The sequence below is a fragment of the uncultured Friedmanniella sp. genome (assembly GCF_964244285.1).
GTDB lineage: Bacteria > Actinomycetota > Actinomycetes > Propionibacteriales > Propionibacteriaceae > Microlunatus.
The window spans coordinates 169,724-187,353 of sequence record NZ_CAXTHT010000002.1 but is presented as its reverse complement, the minus strand read 5'-3'; the positions used below and the strand labels follow the sequence as shown (position 1 = coordinate 187,353).

The window sequence follows — 17,630 nt, the reverse complement described above, 5'->3', positions numbered from 1 at the left end:
CGGCCCGGTGAGGCGATCCTGACCGCGCCGGGCGAGGTCCGGGCCGAAAGTGCCCAATTGACCTCGACCGACAGCTGTCTTTCGTCAGCACCGCCGGTTACGGTGAGCACTCGTCCGTGCACTGGAGGGCCAGCGGGGGTCGCCCAGGGAGGATGTCGTGCGCCGAGCAACGACCGGGCTACTGGCCCTGACCATCGCCGCCACCCTCACGATCGGCCCCGGCGGCCCCGCGTTCGCCCGGCCGCCGGCCTCGCCCTCCGGCGGGATCGGTCGCGAGGGACCCGTGGCCCAGACCGCCAAGACCACGCCGATGCCGGACGACCTGGGCGATCCGCAGGAGGCGGCCCAGCAGCGGCTGCGGCAGCGAGCCCTGAACCTCGTGCTCACCGGCGAACGCACGGTGCAGCACCGGCACGGCGTCGATGTGGTCCAGGTGGGCACCAAGCCGGCGCCCTACACCCGTCGCGAGCTGACCCGGCTGTGGGCCGGCCAGGCGGTGCGGCCGAGGACCATCCCCTCGTTCGTCCAGCTGAGCCGACCGCGGACCGACAAGATCTTCGTCGTGCTGGCCGAGTTCGGGGACGGGCGCGACCCCAGCTATCCCGACCAGGACACGAATCCGGCGATCCCGGGACCGACCACGTTCGACGGCCCGCGGCACAACCAGATCCCCGAGCCCGACCGCCACCTGGACAACAGCACGCTCTGGCAGCCCGACTACAGCCCCGCGCACTACCGCCAGCTGTACTTCGGCGAGGGCCAGGGCGTGCAGTCGCTCAAGACCTACTACGAGCGTCAGTCCTCCGGTCGCTACTCCGTCGACGGCGAGGTCACCGACTGGGTGAGGGTCCGCGACAACGAGGCCGCGTACGGACGCTCCGACGACGACCCGACCGACGCGAACGGCAACGACGCCGCCGTCTGCTCCGGAAACGTCTGCCCGAACACCTGGAACCTGCTCCGCGACGCCCTCGACCAGTGGGTGGCCGACCAGCACCAGGCGGGTCGCAGTGACGCCGACATCAAGGCCGACGTCGCCTCCTTCGACCAGCAGGACCGCTACGACTACGACGGGGACGGCAACTTCGACGAGCCGGACGGCTACATCGACCACTTCCAGATCGTGCACGCCGGGGAGGACCAGGCCGACGGCGACCGCCAGCACGGCGAGGACGCCATCTGGTCCCACCGCTGGCGCGCGTTCCAGAACCGGGAGGGCCAAGCCGGCCCGGCGAGCAACCTCGGCGGCGGCACGGAGATCGGCGACACCGGCGTCTGGGTGGCCGACTACACGATCCAGCCCGAGAACGGCGGGTTGTCGGTGTTCGCCCACGAGTTCGGCCACGACCTCGGTCTGCCCGACCACTACGACACCAGCGGCGGACCCGACAACTCCGTCGACTGGTGGACCCTGATGGCGCAGAGCCGGTCCCGCGCCAGTGGCGACGACGGGATCGGGGCCCGGCCCGCCGACCTGGGCGCCTGGGACAAGCTGCAGCTGGGCTGGCTCGACTACGCCCGCGTCGTGGCCGGGACGTCGACATCCGTCAATCTCGGCCCGCACGAGTACCAGAGCGCGAAACCACAGGCGCTCGCGGTGGTGCTGCCGCCGTCGAAGGTCGTCACCCCGCTGCCCACACCGCCGGAGGGGGTGCGGCAGTGGTGGAGCGGCGCCGGGGACAACCTCAGCCGGAGCCTGACCCGCTCGGTCACCCTCGGCGAGGGGCCGGCCATCCTGAGCTTCCAGACCAGCTACGACATCACCGACTGCGGTCCCGACCCGTGCGACTACGCCTACGTCCAGGTCAACGACGGCACCGGCTGGTCCACCCTGGCCGGCACCATCACCAACCCGGACGAGGGCAACACCATCGAGGGCGACAGCGGCGGCTGGGTCCCGGCCAGCTTCGACCTGTCGGCCTACCACGGCCGGTCGGTGCAGCTGCGGCTGCAGTACGCGAGCGGGGTCGCGAGCACCGGCACCGGCATCTACCTCGACGACCTCCGGCTGACCAGCGGCGGCAGCACCGTGTTCGCCGACGGTGCGGAGGACGGCGCGAACGGCTGGACCGTCGACGGCTTCACCGTCGTCGGCGCCTCCCTCACCACCAGCTACAACCGGTACTACCTGGCGTCCTACCGCTCCTACGTCTCCTACGACGCGTACCTGCGGACCGGCCCGTACAGCTTCGGCTACGGCCGGCAGCGCCCCGCGAAGGCCGACTTCTTCCCCTACCAGCCGGGGCTGCTCGTCAGCTACTGGGACACCCGCTACGTCGACAACAACACCAGCGCGCATCCCGGCCACGGGCTGGTGCTGCCCATCGACGCGCACCCTGCCGTCCGGCACACGCCGGACGGCCGGGTCTGGCGGGGCCGGATCCAGGTCTACGACGCGCCCTTCTCGTTGCGCCGGGCCGACTCGCTCACCCTGCACGTCGACGGGCTGCCGACCCACCTGTGGGGGGCCGCGGCGGAACCGCTCTTCGACGACACCCGCAGCTACTTCCGCAGTGAGCTGCCCGGCGTCGGCGTGCAGACCCCGGGCCTGGGGGTGCGGCTGCGCGTCACCCGCCAGCAGGGGACCTCGATGTCGGTCCGGCTCGGCAGCACCCGACCGCTCTCACCGGCCGCCGTGCTGGCTGACGCACGCCGGGCGGCGCGGAGCTGAAGGCCGTTCCTGCGGGGTGCCCGACCACTACTGTGGCCGGATGAACATCGTGACGGGGTACATCCCCACGCCCGAGGGCGTGGCTGCGGTCGACTACGCCATCGAGCAGGCCAAGGCGGCCGGCGCCGTGCTGACGGTCGTCAACACCGGCAAGGACGGCAACTACTCCGACCCGGTGTTCGCCTCCGGTCAGGACCTCGACGCCCTGACCGCCCAGCTCGCGGCTGCGGGCATCGAGCACGAGATCGTCCAGCCCACCGACGGCAACCCCGCTGCGGCGAGCATCCTGGCCACGGCGGCCCAGGTGGGCGCCGACCTCATCGTGATCGGCATCCGGCGTCGGTCCCCGGTGGGCAAGCTGATCACCGGCAGCACCGCCCAGGCCGTCCTGCTGGGCGCCGACTGCCCCGTCGTCGCGGTCAAACCCCGGCACTGACGACGGTTCCCGCCGTCGAGCCCGTTCCCTTGGGCTTGTCGAAGGGCCGGTGGCTAGACGCCTGCCATCGCGCCGACCACCACGTCCACCCGCTGGAACTCCTTGATGTCGGTGTAGCCGGTGGTGGCCATGGCCTTGCGGAGCGCGCCGGCCAGGTTCATGGTGCCGTCGCCGACGGTGGCGGGGCCGAGCAGGATCTGCTCGAGCGTCCCGACCGGCTCGTAGTACGCCCGCTCACCGCGTGGCAGGGTCGCGTGCCAGGCCTCGGGGCCCCAGTGGAAGCCGCGGCCCGGGGCCTCCTCGGCCTTCGCCAGTGGTGAGCCCACCATGACGGCGTCCGCACCGCAGGCGATGGCCTTGGCGAGGTCGCCGGACAGGTTGACCGAGCCGTCGGCAATGACGTGCACGTAGCGGCCACCGGACTCGTCCAGGTAGTCGCGGCGGGCGGCGGCGACGTCGGCGACCGCGGAGGCCATCGGGACCGCGACGCCGAGCACCGAGCGCGTGGTGTAGGCCGCTCCCCCGCCGAAGCCGACCAGGACGCCGGCCGCCCCCGTCCGCATCAGGTGCAGTGCGGCCTGGTAGGTGGCGCAGCCGCCGACGATGACGGGCACGTCGAGGTCGTAGATGAACTGCTTGAGGTTGAGCGGCTCGGACTCCCGGGACACGTGCTCGGCCGACACCGTCGTGCCGCGGATGACGAAGAAGTCGACGCCGGAGTCCACCACCGCCTTGGCGTAGGCCTGGGTGTTCTGCGGCGACAGCGCACCGGCCGCCGGTACCCCGGCCGCGCGGATCTCGGCCACCCGCCGTCCGATCAGCTCGTCCTTGATCGGCTCGGCGTAGATCTGCTGCATCCGACGCGTCGCTTCGAGGGGGTCGGCGATGGCCGCGATCTCCTCATAACGGGAGGCCGGGTCCTCGTACCGGGTCCACAGCCCCTCGAGGTTCAGCACCCCGAGCCCGCCCAGCCGACCCACCGCGATGGCCGTGGCCGGCGACATCACCGAGTCCATCGGCGCGGCCAGGATCGGGAACGCGAAGGTCTGCGCGTCGATCCGCCACGACATCGACACCTCCTCGTCCCCGCGCGTCCGCCGCGACGGCACGATCGTGATGTCGTCGAACGCAAAAGCCTGCTGCGCCCGCTTCGAGAGCCCGATGTCGTACATGGCCCAAACCCTAGTGGGCCGGGCCCGAAGCCGAGTTGTCAGAACCCAGTTGTCCTCTAGGGCAACTCAATTCTGACAAGTCGGGTTCAGCCGGCGTAGTTCGGCGCTTCGACGGTCATCTGGATGTCGTGGGGGTGGGACTCGCGCAGGCCGGCGGAGGTGATCCGGACGAAGGAGCCGCGCTCCTGCAGCTCGGGGATGCTGGCGGCGCCGGTGTAGAACATCGACTGCCGCAGGCCACCGACCAGCTGGTAGGCCACCGCGGCGAGGGGGCCGCGGAAGGGCACCTGGCCCTCGATGCCCTCGGCGATCAGCTGGGAGTCGGCGGTGACGTCACCCTGGAAGTAGCGGTCCTTGGAGTACGACGCGCTGCGACCGCGGGAGGCCATGGCGCCCAGCGAGCCCATCCCGCGGTAGGTCTTGAACTGCTTGCCGTTCAGGAAGATCAGGTCGCCCGGGCTCTCCTCGCAGCCGGCGAGCAGCGACCCGAGCATCACCGTGTCGGCCCCGGCCACCAGGGCCTTCGCGATGTCGCCGGAGTACTGCAGGCCGCCGTCGCCGATCAGGGGCACGCCGGCGGGGCGGCAGGCGCGGGAGGCGTTGTGGATCGCCGTCACCTGGGGCACGCCGACGCCGGCGACGACGCGGGTGGTGCAGATGGAGCCGGGCCCGACACCGACCTTGACGCCGTCGACCCCCGCCTCGACGAGCGCCTTGGCCCCGGCGTAGGTCGCGACGTTGCCGCCGACGACGTCGACGTGCGCCACGGCCGGGTCGGCCTTGAGCCGGCGGACCATCTCGATCACGCCCTGGGAGTGACCGTGCGCGGTGTCGACCACCAGCAGGTCGACGCCCTCCTCGACCAGCGCCATCGCCCGCTTCCACGAGTCGCCGAAGAAGCCGACGGCCGCGCCCACCCGAAGCCGGCCCTGGTCGTCCTTGGAGGCGTCGGGGTACTGGTCGGACTTCACGAAGTCCTTGAGGGTGATCAGGCCGCGCAGCCGGTTGCGATCGTCCACCAGCGGCAGCTTCTCGATCTTGTGCTGGGCCAGCAGCCGCATGGCGTCATCGCCGCTGATTCCGACCGGCCCCGTGACCAAGGGCATCGGCGTCATCACGTCACCGACGAGCCGGGCCGGGTCGCTCTCGAAGCGCATGTCCCGGTTGGTGACGATCCCGAGCAGGGTCATGTCGCGGTCCACGACCGGGACGCCGGAGATCCGGAACCGGCCGCACATCGCGTCGGCCTCACCGATGGTGGCCTCGGGCGAGATGGTGATCGGCTCGTCGATCATGCCGGCCTCGGAGCGCTTGACCACGTCGACCTGGTGGGCCTGGTCCTCGATCGAGAGGTTGCGGTGGATGATGCCCAGCCCACCCTGCCGGGCGATGGCCACGGCCATCCGGGCCTCGGTGACGGTGTCCATCGGCGAGGACACCAGCGGCACCTTGACGCTGATCCGCTTGGAGACCTGTGACTCGGTCTGCACCTGGGAGGGGATGATATCGCTCTCCGCCGGCTGCAGCAGCACGTCGTCGAACGTGAGCCCGAGGGTGGCGAAGGGCTCAGGGACGCCAGCAGCACTGAGGCTCGGGACGGAGGTCACAGCAAGGGCCTTTCATGCGTACGCCAGAAGGGTCAATGGTAACCGGGCTGCGGAGGGCTCCCGGGCTCACCTCACCGGCTCACCTCGGCGCCGGCCGCTCCTCGCGGACGCAGCGGTTGCGCTGAGCGCCGAGGCCGGTGATCTGTGCGTCCATGACGTCGCCCTCGCGCAGCAGCCGGCCGTGCGCCAGCCCGTTGCCGGCCGGGCTGCCGGTCAGCACCAGGTCTCCCGGCAACAGGGTGGCCACGCTGGAGCAGTGCGCAAGGATCCGCGCGACGTCGACGAGCATGTCCTTCGTGGACTGGTCCTGCATCACCTGGGCGTTGAGCCGCAGGGTGATCTGGAGGTCACCGGGATCGGGGACCGCGGCCCGCGGCACGAGCACCGGCCCGGTCGGCAGGAAGGTGGGTGAGTTCTTGGCCGAGACCCAGTCGGCGCCCATCCGTCCCCCGTTGGCCCCGAAGACGCGTTCCCGCAGCGTCAGGTCGTTGACGATGGTCCACCCGGCCACGACGCCCAGCGCCTCGTCCGGGGTCACCCGGCGGGCGAGGCGGCCGATCACCGCGGCCAGCTCGAGCTCCCAGTCCGGTTGGGTGCCGTCGTAGGGCAGCACCACGTCGTCGAACGCGCCGCAGATGGCGCTGGGCAGGCCCTGGAAGACGAACGGCGGCTGCCGGCCCCGCCCGTCCAGCCGGGCGGCCGCGTCGGCGCGCACCTGCTCGACCGTGCGGCCGTCGGACCCGTCGTGCTGGGCGGCCGCGATCTCGATGACGTGGGTGCGGTAGTTGGCGCCGGCCTGGAAGATCTGCCGCGGCTCGACGGGGCTGTGCACCTGCAGGCCGCCCAGCGGCACCCACCCCTGGGTGCTGGCCGCCAGGGTCTCGAGCACCGGTAGCGACTCCTGCCAGCGGTCCAGCAGGTCGACGGTGCGCGAGGGAGCGCCGAGCTCGGCGACCTCGGACAGGTCGAGGGCCCGGTCGCGCGCGACCAACGCTGGAAAAGGGCGTCCGCCCGGCTGCGACAGCCGACCGAGGGCCCAGCTCCCGGCGTGGTCGATGCGCGCAACCCGACCATCCGGCGGGACCACTAGACCAGCGAGCGGTAGCGGCTGCGGAAGTAGAGCAGCGGCGCGGTCGCGTCCGGGTGCTCGACCATCCCGAGGACCCGGCCGACGACGATCAGGTGATCGCCGCCGTCGTGGGTCTCGTAGAGCTCGCACTCGATCGCGGCCAGGACGCCGTCGAGCACCGGGTTGCCGTACGGGCCCAGACGCCAGCCGACGTCGGCGAACTTGTCCGTGCCGCTGCGCGCGAACGCGTTGCTGATGGGTTCCTGACCGGCCTCCAGCACGTTGACCGAAAACCGGCCCGACCGCTGGATCAGGGGCCAGGAGGTCGAAGTGCGCTGCGGGGTGAATAGCACCAGCGGGGGGTCCAGGGAGAGCGCCGAGAACGCCTGACAGGTGAACCCCGCCGGCCCGTCGGCACCCATGCCCGTCACCACGACGATGCCGGAGCAGAAGTGCGAGAGGACCCGCCGCAACTCGGCCGGGTCGACCCCGAGATCCAGGACAGCCTCGGTGGGCTCAGCAGAAACGATCATCGGTTCCTCACTCGGCAGGAGCAGTGGCGACGCGCATCTTCTGGAACGAGAGAGCGCGAGTGCAACCACCATATCTGACTGACCTGTCAGTAGGTCAATGACCTACTGACACGAACCGAACCAGCCCTGTCCGATACCCTCGCGGAGTGACAGACGTGAGCAGCGAGCCGGGCGTGACCAGTGTCCGCCGCCCGCGCAACCGGTCCCAGCGCCAGATCGACGACAGCGCCGGGCTCAAGGCCTCGATCGTCGCGGCGGCGACCGAGATCTTCTCCGAGCGCGGGTACACCCAGACGACCCTGGACGCGGTGGCGCGCCAGGTCGGGCTGACCCGCCCAGGCGTGCTGCACCACTTCTCGTCCAAGGAGGTGCTGTTCGCCGCCGTCCTCTCGGCGCAGCACGACTGGGCCGACGCCCGGATCAGTGAGCAGCATCCCCCGCGTGGCCTGAGCGGGATCGCGGAGCTTCGCCGCCTTGTCGGCACGGCCGAGGAGTCACGGACCCAGCTGAGGCTGATCCACGTCCTCGAGGGCGAGGGCATCGCCGGCAACGCGGCGGCCATCGAGTACGTCCAGCAACGCACCCACTACGTGCGGGAGTTCATCCACGAACGGCTCGTCGAGGCGCGGACGCTCGGCGAGATCGCCTCCGACCATGATCTGGACAGCCTCACCACCCTGGTGGCCGCCGCAGTCAACGGGCTGCAGCAAGCGTGGCTGATCGACGCTCGACGCGAGACGGGGGCTCCCTTCGACACCCTGCTCGCGATGCTCACCGTGAGCGACGCCTCTCCGAAGATCGATTGACTTACCGACTAGTCAGTCATACAGTTTCTCCGTGCTGCAAGGCACCTGACGAGTCGGCGAGGACGCCGGTTCGAGCCCAGCCAAGGAGAAACCGTGCACGTCTCCGTGTTCGTCGGACCCCTCTCCCGCTCGCCGGAGGATGACTCCGCGGTCATCGACATGTGTCTCGCCCAGGCCGTGGAGGTCGCCCAGGCGGGCGCGGCGATGGTCACGTTCGGCGAGCAGCACTACTCCGGCTACGAGCCCTACTGCAACCCGTTCATCATGGCCGGCCGGGTCAGTCAGGACCTGGGCGACGCCTGGTTCGGCACCACCATCGTCCCGCTGACCTTCCACAACCCGCTGCGCACGGCCGAGGACGCGAGCGTCGTCGACCTGCTGCTGCGCGGCCGCTTCGTGATGGGCATGTCCATGGGTCGGAGCGGCCCGGTCCCGGACTACGCCAACAACGGCCTCGACCCGGCTCAGCGCAAGGAGATCTTCGCCAGCCGGCTCCAGGTCCTGACCGACGCGCTGGGGCACCGCCCCGGCGACCCGCCGCTGGTGGTGGACACGCCCTGGGACAAGGGGCGGCTCGATCCCCGGATGGCGCCGCTCTCCTACCGCAGCGGCGGTCCCCAGCTGGCGATCGGCTCCAACACCGACGCCACCATCGCGATGGCAGCCCAGCGTGGCTGGCCGGTGTTCCTCGGCCCGTGCATGCCGCAGGCGGCCGTCCGCTCCTTCGGTCTGCACCGGGACGCCATGTCCGCCGCCGGGGCGACGGCGAAACAGGTGGAGCGCGCAGCCTCGCTGTCCCTGGTCACCCGCAACGTGATCGTCGCCGAGACCGACGACGCCGCCTGGGACCTGGCCGAGTCGATGATGGGTCGCACGTTCTGGATGGACCGCAAGAACGACGACCGGACCATCCGGCAGATGGCCGAGGAGGACCTCTCCGGCATCGACGCCGCGCAGCTCGGCCTGCCGGTGCCGGGGCCGAAGAAGGACCCCCACCTGGCCAACTCGATCTTCGCGCAGTCCTGGCTGCTGGCCGGGTCGCCCGACAGCATCGTCCGCCAGCTCAAGGAGTACGAGGCGCTCGGGATCGGACACCTGAACGTCCGCACCACCGTCGGGGCCTACAACGCCGAGCTCATGACGCGGATGCACGACCTGCTCGTCACCGAGGTGCTGCCCGCGGTCGGAGCGCAGCCTTTCCCGACCCTGGAGCCGACCGAGATCCGCACCATGCACGGCGGCACGGGAGCCTGAGCCCCCCTCCACGCCACGCAACCGCCAGCAGCGTCACCGCCGCCGGAACCCGCCCGTCCCGACCAACCCGAAGGGGATCAATGAGGATCGACGTACACGCCCACTACTGGGCCGCAAGCTATCTGGAGCTGCTCGTGGAGCTCGGCCGCGAGGACCTGAGGCGAGTCCCCCGGCAGCCGGACGACCTCGCGGACCGGTTGGCCAAGATGGACTCCGTCGACGTGGACTACCAGATCTTCTCCGCGATCGGGCTCAACACCGAGCTGCCGGACGCGGAGGCGGCCACGCTGGCCGCACAACACATCAACGGCCTCTACGTCGACGCCTACGAGCGCTTCGACGGCCGCTTCCGCGGCTTCGCCACGGTGACCCTGCCCTTCGTGGACGAGGCCATCGCCGAGACCGAGCGGGCCCTGGCCCTCGACGGTATCGTGGGCGTCGCCCTGCCCTGCACCGTGGCCGGCCGACCGATCGACCACCCGGACTTCGAGCCGTTCTGGGCCAACCTCGCCCGGCACGGGCGGACGACGGTCTACGTCCACCCGGTCGGCTCCAACTCCGCCGTCCACCCCGGGCTCGGCGACTGGAACCTGGCGCTGGCCTACGGCAGTCCGGTGCAGATCAGCGTGGCCCCGACGCGGATCTTCTTCTCGGGTCTGAGCACCCGCTACCCCGACCTGCAGTTCGTCTTCGCCCTCTGCGGCGGGAACCTGCCCTTCATGTACCACCGCCAGGAGCGAGCGATGAAGCGCGGGATGGCCATGGCCGCGAAGATGGCGGCCGAAGGCCTGCCGGCCATGAGCCCGTACGGCAAGCTGCGGCTCGACCCGGAGAACCCGCTGAGCGGGCTGAAGCACTTCTGGTACGACACGAGCACCCAGGACATCCCCCTGTCGCTGCTGGCCGCCAAGGAGAGCTACGGCGCTGACCGGCTGCTCCTGGGCAGCGACGAGACCCACGCCGACCTCGTCGAGGCCGTCCACTACGTCGCCGAGTCGCCCTACCTGACCGAGGAGGAGAAGACCGCCATCCTCGACCGGAGCGCACAGAGCTTCCTCCGCCTGCCTGAGCGGGTGGCCCTCCCCGCACGCTGAACGTCCGCTGAGCGCGCCGAGCCTCCGCCGCGCCCTTCACCGTACGACCCGATCGTCGGGCCTCTCGCACCTTCGTTGGACCGAGCAGCCCTCGCACCGCCGCAGTACTTCGACACCGCCGTCACACCTGCCATTGGAGCTGTACATGTCCACCGAGTCCCGCCCCGGAATCCCGGCCGCACCCGACGCCGGCACGCCCACCACCGTCGCCTCCAGCCCCGAGGAGACCGTCACCCCGACCGTGAACGAGCTCGCCGCACTGCCGCCCTTCCCGCTGCCGCCCGACTCCGGCGCGGGGTCGCCGGAGAAGGGCGTCGGCCGCTACGGGGTGCGGCCCCGCTTGCTGTGGGGCCTGCTGGTGGCCAACGGCTTCATCTGGATGACGTTCTTCACCCCGGTGCTCGCGGCCATGCCGGCAAAGATCAAGATCCTCTCCCCGGAGCACTACACCTCCTTCTACTCCCTGGCCCTGACGATCGCGACGTTGTTCGGCCTGGTCTCCGGGCCGGTCGCGGGGCACCTGTCGGACCGCTCGGGCTCGCGCTTCGGTCGGCGTCGGCCCTGGCTGCTGGGTTCCATGGCCGTCGGGGTCCTGGGAATCCTGACGATGGGCTTCGCGCCGTCCGTCACGGTGTTCATCGTCGGCGCCGTGCTGTCCCAGGTCGGCTTCGGCGCGGTCACGGCCACCCAGCTGTCGCTGCTGCCCGAGCATGTGCCGGCCGCGCGCCGGGGTTCGGTCGGCGGGCTCTTGGGTGTGAGCGTCGCAGTGTCCACGATCATCGGCGTCGTCATCACCGGTGGCCTCACCGGCGCCGGGCACGTCGAGCTCGCCTTCGTCGCGGTGGCGGTCATCGGCACGGCCGGAGTCGTCTTCTTGGTGACCGGCGTCCCCGACCCGGTCTACCGCCGATCGCCGGTACGGCTCACGCCCCTCGACCTGGCGAAGTCGTTCTACATCAACCCGCGCAAGCACCCCGACTTCGCCTGGGGCTGGTTGAGCCGGTTCATGGTCTACCTCTCGATGGCCACCATCACGACCTACCAGCTCTTCTACCTGGGCGACCAGCTCGGCATCCCCGCCGGCCGTGCCGAGTCGTTCTACGTTCCCCTCAGCACCGCGACCCAGGTGCTGACCACGGTCATCGGGGCCATCGTGGGCGGCCCGCTCTCGGACAAGTTCGGCCGCCGAAAGCCCTTCGTCGCGCTCGCCGCGGGCCTGGCCGGTGTCGGCCTGGTCTGCCTGGCCCTGGCCACCACCGTCCCGCTCTTCCTCGTCGGCATCTTGATGATCGGCTTTGCCGGGGGCATCTACGCCTCCGTCGACATCGCCCTGATGACCGCGATCCTGCCGAACGAGCTCAAGGACGCCGGGAAGAACCTCGGCGTGCTGAACATCGCCAACTCCCTGCCGAACACCTTGGCACCGGCCTTCGCCCCCGCGCTGCTGACCATCGGCTTCTTCTCGATGGCGGTCACCAACAACGGGCGCAACTACACGATGCTGTTCCTGGGCAGCGCCATCTTCGCGGTGATCAGCGTGAGCAGCGTGCTGAAGATCCGCAGCGTCCGCTGACGTCGCCACCACTTCGCCCGCAGCCGCCCAGCACCACAGCCCGACCGAACCCGCAGAGGAAGCCATGCCCGCCACCAACCCGCCCACCGAACCGGCCGAGCAGCTGCAGTGGCTGGTCGACCGGGAGGCCATCCGCAACCTGGTGCACGACTTCGCCGTCCGGATCGACGACAAGGACCAGGCCGCCTACGCCGCCAACTTCGCCGAGGACGGGGTGTTGGAGCTGCCCTTCGGCAGCTTCGAGGGCCGTGCGAGGATCGCGGCGATGACCGGTCCCCCGGGGCACACCATCACCCACCACCTCATCGGCGAGGTCGTCATCGAGCTCGCCGGCGACACCGCCACCACCCGCTCGTACATGATGGCGACGCACCGCTTCGACCCGGAGAAGAAGTCGGACAAGGCACACGCCGGCGGCTGGTACGAGCACGAGGTCGTCCGCACCCCTGAGGGCTGGCGCTTCGCGCGGGTCCGGCTGAACGAGACGTGGGCCGACGAACGACCGATGACGCCGGGTGCTCCGGGCCCGGGTCGGCCAGGTGGCCCCGGTCGACCAGGAGGCCCCGGCCCCGCGAGTCCGCCCCCGGCTCAGTAGGCAGCCTCAGTAGCCGACGGCCAGCCCCAACGACTGCGAAGGGGCGGCAGCCGGCTTGACGAGGCCGTCGAAGAGCTCGCGGTGCTCCTCGGAATCCTCGATCAGCTGACGCAGCTTCACGACGCCGCGGTGCTGAGCGACCCGGACAGCGTTCGCCGTCATCCCCAGCTGGGCGCCCACCACGTCGGCGGCCAGACCGCTCGCCCGGAGCAGCAGCACCCTCCGGGTCTTGTCGGGCAGCTGCGCCAGCAGCTCGTTGGTGGCGCGGACGCTGGCCGAGCTGACGATGAGCTCCTCCGGGGTCGGCGAGGGCTCGGTCTGGTCGGGGAACTCCTCGACCAGCACGGCGGAGCGGCGGAAACCCCGCTGCGCGTCGGCGACCTTGTTGGCGGCGATGGCGTAGACGTAGGCCGAGAACGGGGCGCCGTGGGACTCATAGCGCGGGAGGCCCTTGAGCACGGCGACGCAGGTCTCCTGGGCGACGTCGTCGGCGGTCTCGAGGCCACCGGCGTAGGTGCCGAGCCGGGCTCGACAGTAGCGCAAAACCATCGGCCGAGCCGCCGCGATCAACGCGTGCACCGCAGCCGGGTCACCGGCCTGCGCGCCCGCCACGACCTCGTGGTCGAACTGGTTCGCATCAGCGAAAACCATCTTCTTCACCCCCTGTTGTCCCCGAGTGAAGTCCCCTGCTTCCTGCTTCACCGTGATCCGCCCCGTGCGCCCGGCGCCCCTGGGGCCGTTCCCCGTACGGGAGGTGGTGGTGCTGCAGTTCGTGAACAGTATCGTCTCGTGGAAACCCTGATCACCGATTTTGGGGAACAATTTGGCCAAAACTCGGTGACGCAGATCACCCCATCCGCACTGCCACGGTTTAGGTGGGAACCGCCACGGTTGAGGTACGAGGGCGGGCGGAGGCCGGTCCCGGGAGGACGTGCCGAACGCACGACAGGGGCCCTTCCGTGACGGAAGGACCCCTGTCGGGTGCTGCGGGACGAACGCTCAACCGGTCAGTGGCTGTGCGAGTGCCCGGCCGCGGCCGGCTCTTCCTCTTCCGGCTTCTCCACCACGAGGGTCTCGGTGGTGAGGAGCAGGGAGGCGATCGACGCCGCGTTGGCCAGCGCGGAGCGCGTGACCTTCACCGGGTCGATCACGCCGGCGCCGATCAGGTCGCCGTACTCGCCGGTCGCGGCGTTGTAGCCACTACCCGGCTCGAGCTCGGCCACCTTGGAGGTGACGACGTAACCGGGCTCGCCACCGTTCTCGGCAATCCAGCGCAGCGGCTCGACGGCCGCCTTGCGGACGATCGAGACCCCGGTCTTCTCATCACCGGTCAGGCCGAGGTCGCCCTTGAGCGCCGCGACCGCGTGGATGAGAGCTGAGCCGCCACCGGCGACGATGCCCTCCTCGATCGCGGCGCGGGTCGCGGAGACCGCGTCCTCGATCCGGTGCTTCTTCTCCTTGAGCTCCACCTCGGTGGCCGCCCCGACCTTGATCACGCAGACGCCGCCGGCGAGCTTGGCGACCCGCTCCTGCAGCTTCTCGCGGTCCCAGTCGGAGTCGGTGCGCTCGATCTCGGCCTGCAGCTGGGCGACGCGGGCCTTGACCTCGTCAGCGCTGCCGGAGCCGTCGACGATGGTCGTGTTGTCCTTGGTCACCACGATCCGACGCGCCCGGCCCAGGACCTCCAGGCCGACAGCATCGAGCTTGAGGCCGACCTCGGGGGCCACGACCTGACCACCGGTCAGGGTCGCGATGTCCTCGAGCATGGCCTTGCGGCGGTCACCGAACGCCGGGGCCTTGACGGCCACGGAAGTGAAGGTACCGCGGATCTTGTTCACCACGAGGGTGGACAGAGCCTCGCCGTCGACGTCCTCGGCCACGATGAAGAGCGTGCCGGAGGCGCCGATGACCTTCTCGAGCAGCGGGAGCAGCTCGGTCATCGAGGAGATCTTGCCCGAGTTGATGAGGATGTAGGGGTCGTCCAGGACGGCTTCCATCCGCTCGGCGTCGGTCACGAAGTACGGCGAGAGGTAACCCTTGTCGAACTGCATGCCCTCGGTGAACTCGAGCTCGGTGCCCATCGTGTTGGACTCGTCGACGGTGATGACGCCGTCCTTGCCCACCTTGTCGAACGCGTCGGCGATGAGCTCGCCGATGACCTCGTCGCGGGCGGAGATGGTCGCGACGCTCGCCATGTCGGAGGTCGTCTGGACCTCACGGGCGTTCTGCCGCAAGCGCTCGACGACGGCCTCCACGGCCTTGTCGATGCCCCGCTTGAGGCTGATCGGGCTGGCCCCGGACGCGACGGCCTTGAGGCCCTCGTGCACCAGTGCCTGGGCGAGCACGGTCGCCGTGGTCGTGCCGTCACCGGCGACGTCGTTGGTCTTGGTGGCGACCTCCTTGGCGAGCTGGGCGCCGAGGTTCTCGTACGGATCGTCCAGCTCGACGTCACGGGCGACGGTCACGCCGTCGTTGGTGATGGTGGGAGCGCCCCACTTCTTGTCGAGCACCACGTAGCGGCCCTTCGGGCCGAGCGTGACCTTCACGGTGTTCGCGAGGATGTCGACGCCGCGCTCGAGCGAGCGACGGGCCTCCTCGTTGAACTGAAGGATCTTTGCCATGGGTGTGTCCTTCGCTGTGGCTGTGAGGGTTACTTCGAGACGACGGCGAGGATGTCGCGCGCGTTCAGGAGCAGCAGCTCCTTGCCGTCGTACTTGACCTCGGTGCCGCCGTACTTGCTGAAGATGACGACGTCACCCTCGGCGACGTCGAGCGGGACCCGGTTGCCGTTGTCGTCGACCCGGCCCGGACCGGTCGCGATGACCTTGCCCTCCTGGGGCTTCTCCTTGGCGGTGTCGGGGATGACCAGGCCGGAGGCGGTGGTCTGCTCTGCTTCGAGCGGCTGAACGAGGATGCGGTCCTCGAGCGGCTTGATCGTGGTGGCCACGTCCAAACCCCTTTCACGAGTGTGTGGGATGTGCGGTTGGCAGGCGGTCGGGATGTCGTCGCGGTGCCATCTCGGCCATTGGCACACTCCGGGGGAGAGTGCCAACTCGACATTAGCACTCGGCCAATCTGAGTGCCAGCGGCGGCACCTGGGGGGTCAGGGTCGGAGGCGCAACCTCTTCGGGACCTTCGACAGGCTCAGGGCGCGGGACCGGCCCTCGGACCGGCTCAGGGCGCGGGAGCCGGCCCTCCGACCGGCTTGGGGGCCGGGCTGCCTACTTGACGAGGGTGACCCCGGTGAGGGTCTCGGTGTACTCGCTCCACGTCTTGTCGGTGTAGGGGGCGTAGATGCGCGTCTTGACCGTGCCGGCGGCAGTGTCCACGTCGAACATCCGGACCGGGTTGGTGACCTGGTCGTGCATGGTGGTCAGGAACGAGTAGATCGTGTTGCCGTTCTTGCCCGTGTCGACCCGCGCCTTCTCCGCGATCCCCACGTGGCCGGAGAAGACCATCTTGACGTTGGGGTACTGGCTGACCAGCTGGTTGAACAGCTGCTGGCCGCTGGTGTCGCCGTAGCCCTGATTGCTCGAGTCGATGTTGCCGTTGCCGTCGAGATAGCTGTGGGTAGCGATCAGCACGTTGTAGTCCGGGTGCGAGGCGACGACCTGCTTGGCCCAGGTGACCGCACCGGGACGGGCGCAGAACTCCAGGCTCAGCACCAGCCACTTGTAGCCGCCGGCGGAGTAGGTGGAGTAGACGTTGTCGACCTTGTCCTTCTCGTACGCCCCGGCCACAGCCCCGAAGTCGCTGGCCTTGAAGTAGGAGTTCAGCGTCGAGGTGTCGCGCTGCAGGGCGTAGGTGTTCTTCGGGTCGCGGGCGCTGCCGCCGGGACCGGTGGCCTCGGTGTCGTGGTTGCCGATGGCGACGGTGTAGGGGATGCCGGCGTCGTGCAGGACGTCCATCGACTTCTTGGCGATGGCCATCTGGGAGTGGTCAGCGGTGTCCCAGTTGACCATGTCGCCGGTGTGGGCGACGAAGGAGACCTTCTGCTTGGCCAGCCAGCTGGTCCGGTTCGTCATCCGCGGGTCGGAGCTGGAGAGCACCTCCATCTGGGTGTCCGGCATGACGGCGAAGCTGAACGTGCTGCCCGTCGAGGGATCCGTCGTGGCGGGCGGGGTCGTGGGGGTCGGCGTCTCGGTGGGAGTCGGGGTCGGGGTCGGGGTCGGAGTCGGGGTCGGGTCCGACCCGGCCGGGGCCGCGTAGAAGGCGACCGACTCCGAGGTCCAGCCGGCGGCGACCAGGGCCGCCTTGGCGGCGGCACCCTGGACGAGGCGGTGCCGACCGTTCTTGCGGTAGCGCTGGACCGGCTCCAGACAGCTCTGCTGGCCCGCAGCGGCGTAGAAGCTGATTCCCTGGTCGACGTAGCCGTGCTTGGTCACGGCGGAGACCAGCTCGGTGGTGGACTTGGTGACGAGGTAGTCCCCCGTCGAGGCCTGGTACATCCGGTGCACGGGCACCAGGCCCGTCCCGGCGGTCGTCGAGGCCAGGAACGCGGTCCCCTGGTTGTCGGTGAAGCCCTTCGCGACCGCCTTCGTGACCTCGCCCGCCCACGGCGTCAGCAGGCTGACCCCGTTGCCGGGCTTGACCACGCGGTACACCGGGTCGTCGAAGGACGAGCAGCTGGGCTTGGCGGTCTCCGCCGTGGCCACGCTGGTCGGTGAGAGCACCAGGCCCGACGCGACCAGCACGCCGGCGGTGCCGAGCACCACGCCTGAACGGAGCCCGCGACCCCGGTTCGTCCCGGCCGGTCGGGACGGGACGGGACGGTCTGACGTTGACGACATCTGGCTCCTCACGATCGGCGTCCCCCCGGA

At 70.1% G+C, this 17,630-nt stretch carries 15 protein-coding genes; 7 read left to right on the top strand and 8 right to left on the bottom strand.

Going from position 1 to position 17,630, the window contains the following annotated elements:
* Positions 1 to 157: 157 nt before the first annotated feature.
* Positions 158 to 2,671: an immune inhibitor A domain-containing protein gene (locus ACFE7W_RS05160; protein WP_375423719.1), complete on the top strand. Its 2,514-nt coding sequence runs from the start codon at positions 158 to 160 to the stop codon at positions 2,669 to 2,671.
* 40 nt (positions 2,672 to 2,711) lie between these two features.
* Positions 2,712 to 3,107 carry a universal stress protein gene (locus ACFE7W_RS05155; protein ID WP_375423718.1) on the top strand — a complete coding sequence of 132 codons (396 nt, stop codon included), beginning with the start codon at positions 2,712 to 2,714 and terminating at the stop codon, positions 3,105 to 3,107.
* 53 nt (positions 3,108 to 3,160) lie between these two features.
* Here the strand turns inward: ACFE7W_RS05155 and ACFE7W_RS05150 are convergent, their stop codons facing one another.
* The 4 genes from ACFE7W_RS05150 to ACFE7W_RS05135 all read right to left on the bottom strand — a co-directional run bounded on the left by ACFE7W_RS05150 (position 3,161) and on the right by ACFE7W_RS05135 (position 7,488).
* On the bottom strand, positions 3,161 to 4,279 hold the full coding sequence (locus tag ACFE7W_RS05150; protein ID WP_375423717.1) for a GuaB3 family IMP dehydrogenase-related protein: 1,119 nt from the start codon (positions 4,277 to 4,279) through the stop codon (positions 3,161 to 3,163).
* Between the two features lie 86 nt (positions 4,280 to 4,365).
* Positions 4,366 to 5,886, bottom strand: coding sequence for an IMP dehydrogenase (guaB, locus tag ACFE7W_RS05145; protein ID WP_375423716.1), 1,521 nt, complete (start codon positions 5,884 to 5,886; stop codon positions 4,366 to 4,368).
* Positions 5,887 to 5,965: 79 nt separating this feature from the next.
* Complete coding sequence (locus tag ACFE7W_RS05140; RefSeq protein ID WP_375423715.1) at positions 5,966 to 6,877, bottom strand: fumarylacetoacetate hydrolase family protein; 912 nt, start codon at positions 6,875 to 6,877, stop codon at positions 5,966 to 5,968.
* A gap of 95 nt (positions 6,878 to 6,972) precedes the next feature.
* Positions 6,973 to 7,488 (bottom strand): flavin reductase family protein, encoded by a 516-nt coding sequence (locus ACFE7W_RS05135; RefSeq protein WP_375423714.1) that lies wholly within the window; start codon positions 7,486 to 7,488, stop codon positions 6,973 to 6,975.
* A gap of 146 nt (positions 7,489 to 7,634) precedes the next feature.
* Between ACFE7W_RS05135 and ACFE7W_RS05130 the strand changes: the two genes are divergently transcribed.
* From ACFE7W_RS05130 to ACFE7W_RS05110, 5 genes are all read left to right on the top strand, one after another.
* Positions 7,635 to 8,294, top strand: a complete 660-nt coding sequence (locus ACFE7W_RS05130) for a TetR/AcrR family transcriptional regulator (protein WP_375423713.1) — start codon at positions 7,635 to 7,637, stop codon at positions 8,292 to 8,294.
* Positions 8,295 to 8,387: 93 nt separating this feature from the next.
* Entirely contained in the window at positions 8,388 to 9,548 is a 1,161-nt protein-coding gene (locus tag ACFE7W_RS05125; RefSeq protein ID WP_375423712.1) for an LLM class flavin-dependent oxidoreductase, read from the top strand.
* Between the two features lie 80 nt (positions 9,549 to 9,628).
* The gene (locus ACFE7W_RS05120) at positions 9,629 to 10,642 is read left to right on the top strand and encodes an amidohydrolase family protein (protein ID WP_375423711.1); all 1,014 of its coding nucleotides are present in this window, start codon (positions 9,629 to 9,631) and stop codon (positions 10,640 to 10,642) included.
* Positions 10,643 to 10,787: 145 nt separating this feature from the next.
* A complete protein-coding gene (locus ACFE7W_RS05115; RefSeq protein ID WP_375423710.1) occupies positions 10,788 to 12,215 on the top strand; it encodes an MFS transporter in 1,428 nt (475 codons plus the stop codon).
* A 64-nt stretch (positions 12,216 to 12,279) separates the two neighbouring features.
* Positions 12,280 to 12,810, top strand: a complete 531-nt coding sequence (locus ACFE7W_RS05110; RefSeq protein WP_375423709.1) for a nuclear transport factor 2 family protein — start codon at positions 12,280 to 12,282, stop codon at positions 12,808 to 12,810.
* Positions 12,811 to 12,816: 6 nt separating this feature from the next.
* Here the strand turns inward: ACFE7W_RS05110 and ACFE7W_RS05105 are convergent, their stop codons facing one another.
* The 4 genes from ACFE7W_RS05105 to ACFE7W_RS05090 all read right to left on the bottom strand — a co-directional run bounded on the left by ACFE7W_RS05105 (position 12,817) and on the right by ACFE7W_RS05090 (position 17,600).
* A complete protein-coding gene (locus tag ACFE7W_RS05105; protein WP_375424206.1) occupies positions 12,817 to 13,461 on the bottom strand; it encodes a sigma-70 family RNA polymerase sigma factor in 645 nt (214 codons plus the stop codon).
* 356 nt (positions 13,462 to 13,817) lie between these two features.
* The gene (gene groL, locus ACFE7W_RS05100) at positions 13,818 to 15,431 is read right to left on the bottom strand and encodes a chaperonin GroEL (RefSeq protein WP_375423708.1); all 1,614 of its coding nucleotides are present in this window, start codon (positions 15,429 to 15,431) and stop codon (positions 13,818 to 13,820) included.
* 29 nt (positions 15,432 to 15,460) lie between these two features.
* A complete protein-coding gene (gene groES, locus ACFE7W_RS05095) occupies positions 15,461 to 15,757 on the bottom strand; it encodes a co-chaperone GroES (protein ID WP_091414381.1) in 297 nt (98 codons plus the stop codon).
* 274 nt (positions 15,758 to 16,031) lie between these two features.
* Positions 16,032 to 17,600 carry a metallophosphoesterase gene (locus ACFE7W_RS05090; protein WP_375423707.1) on the bottom strand — a complete coding sequence of 523 codons (1,569 nt, stop codon included), beginning with the start codon at positions 17,598 to 17,600 and terminating at the stop codon, positions 16,032 to 16,034.
* Positions 17,601 to 17,630: the final 30 nt, after the last annotated feature.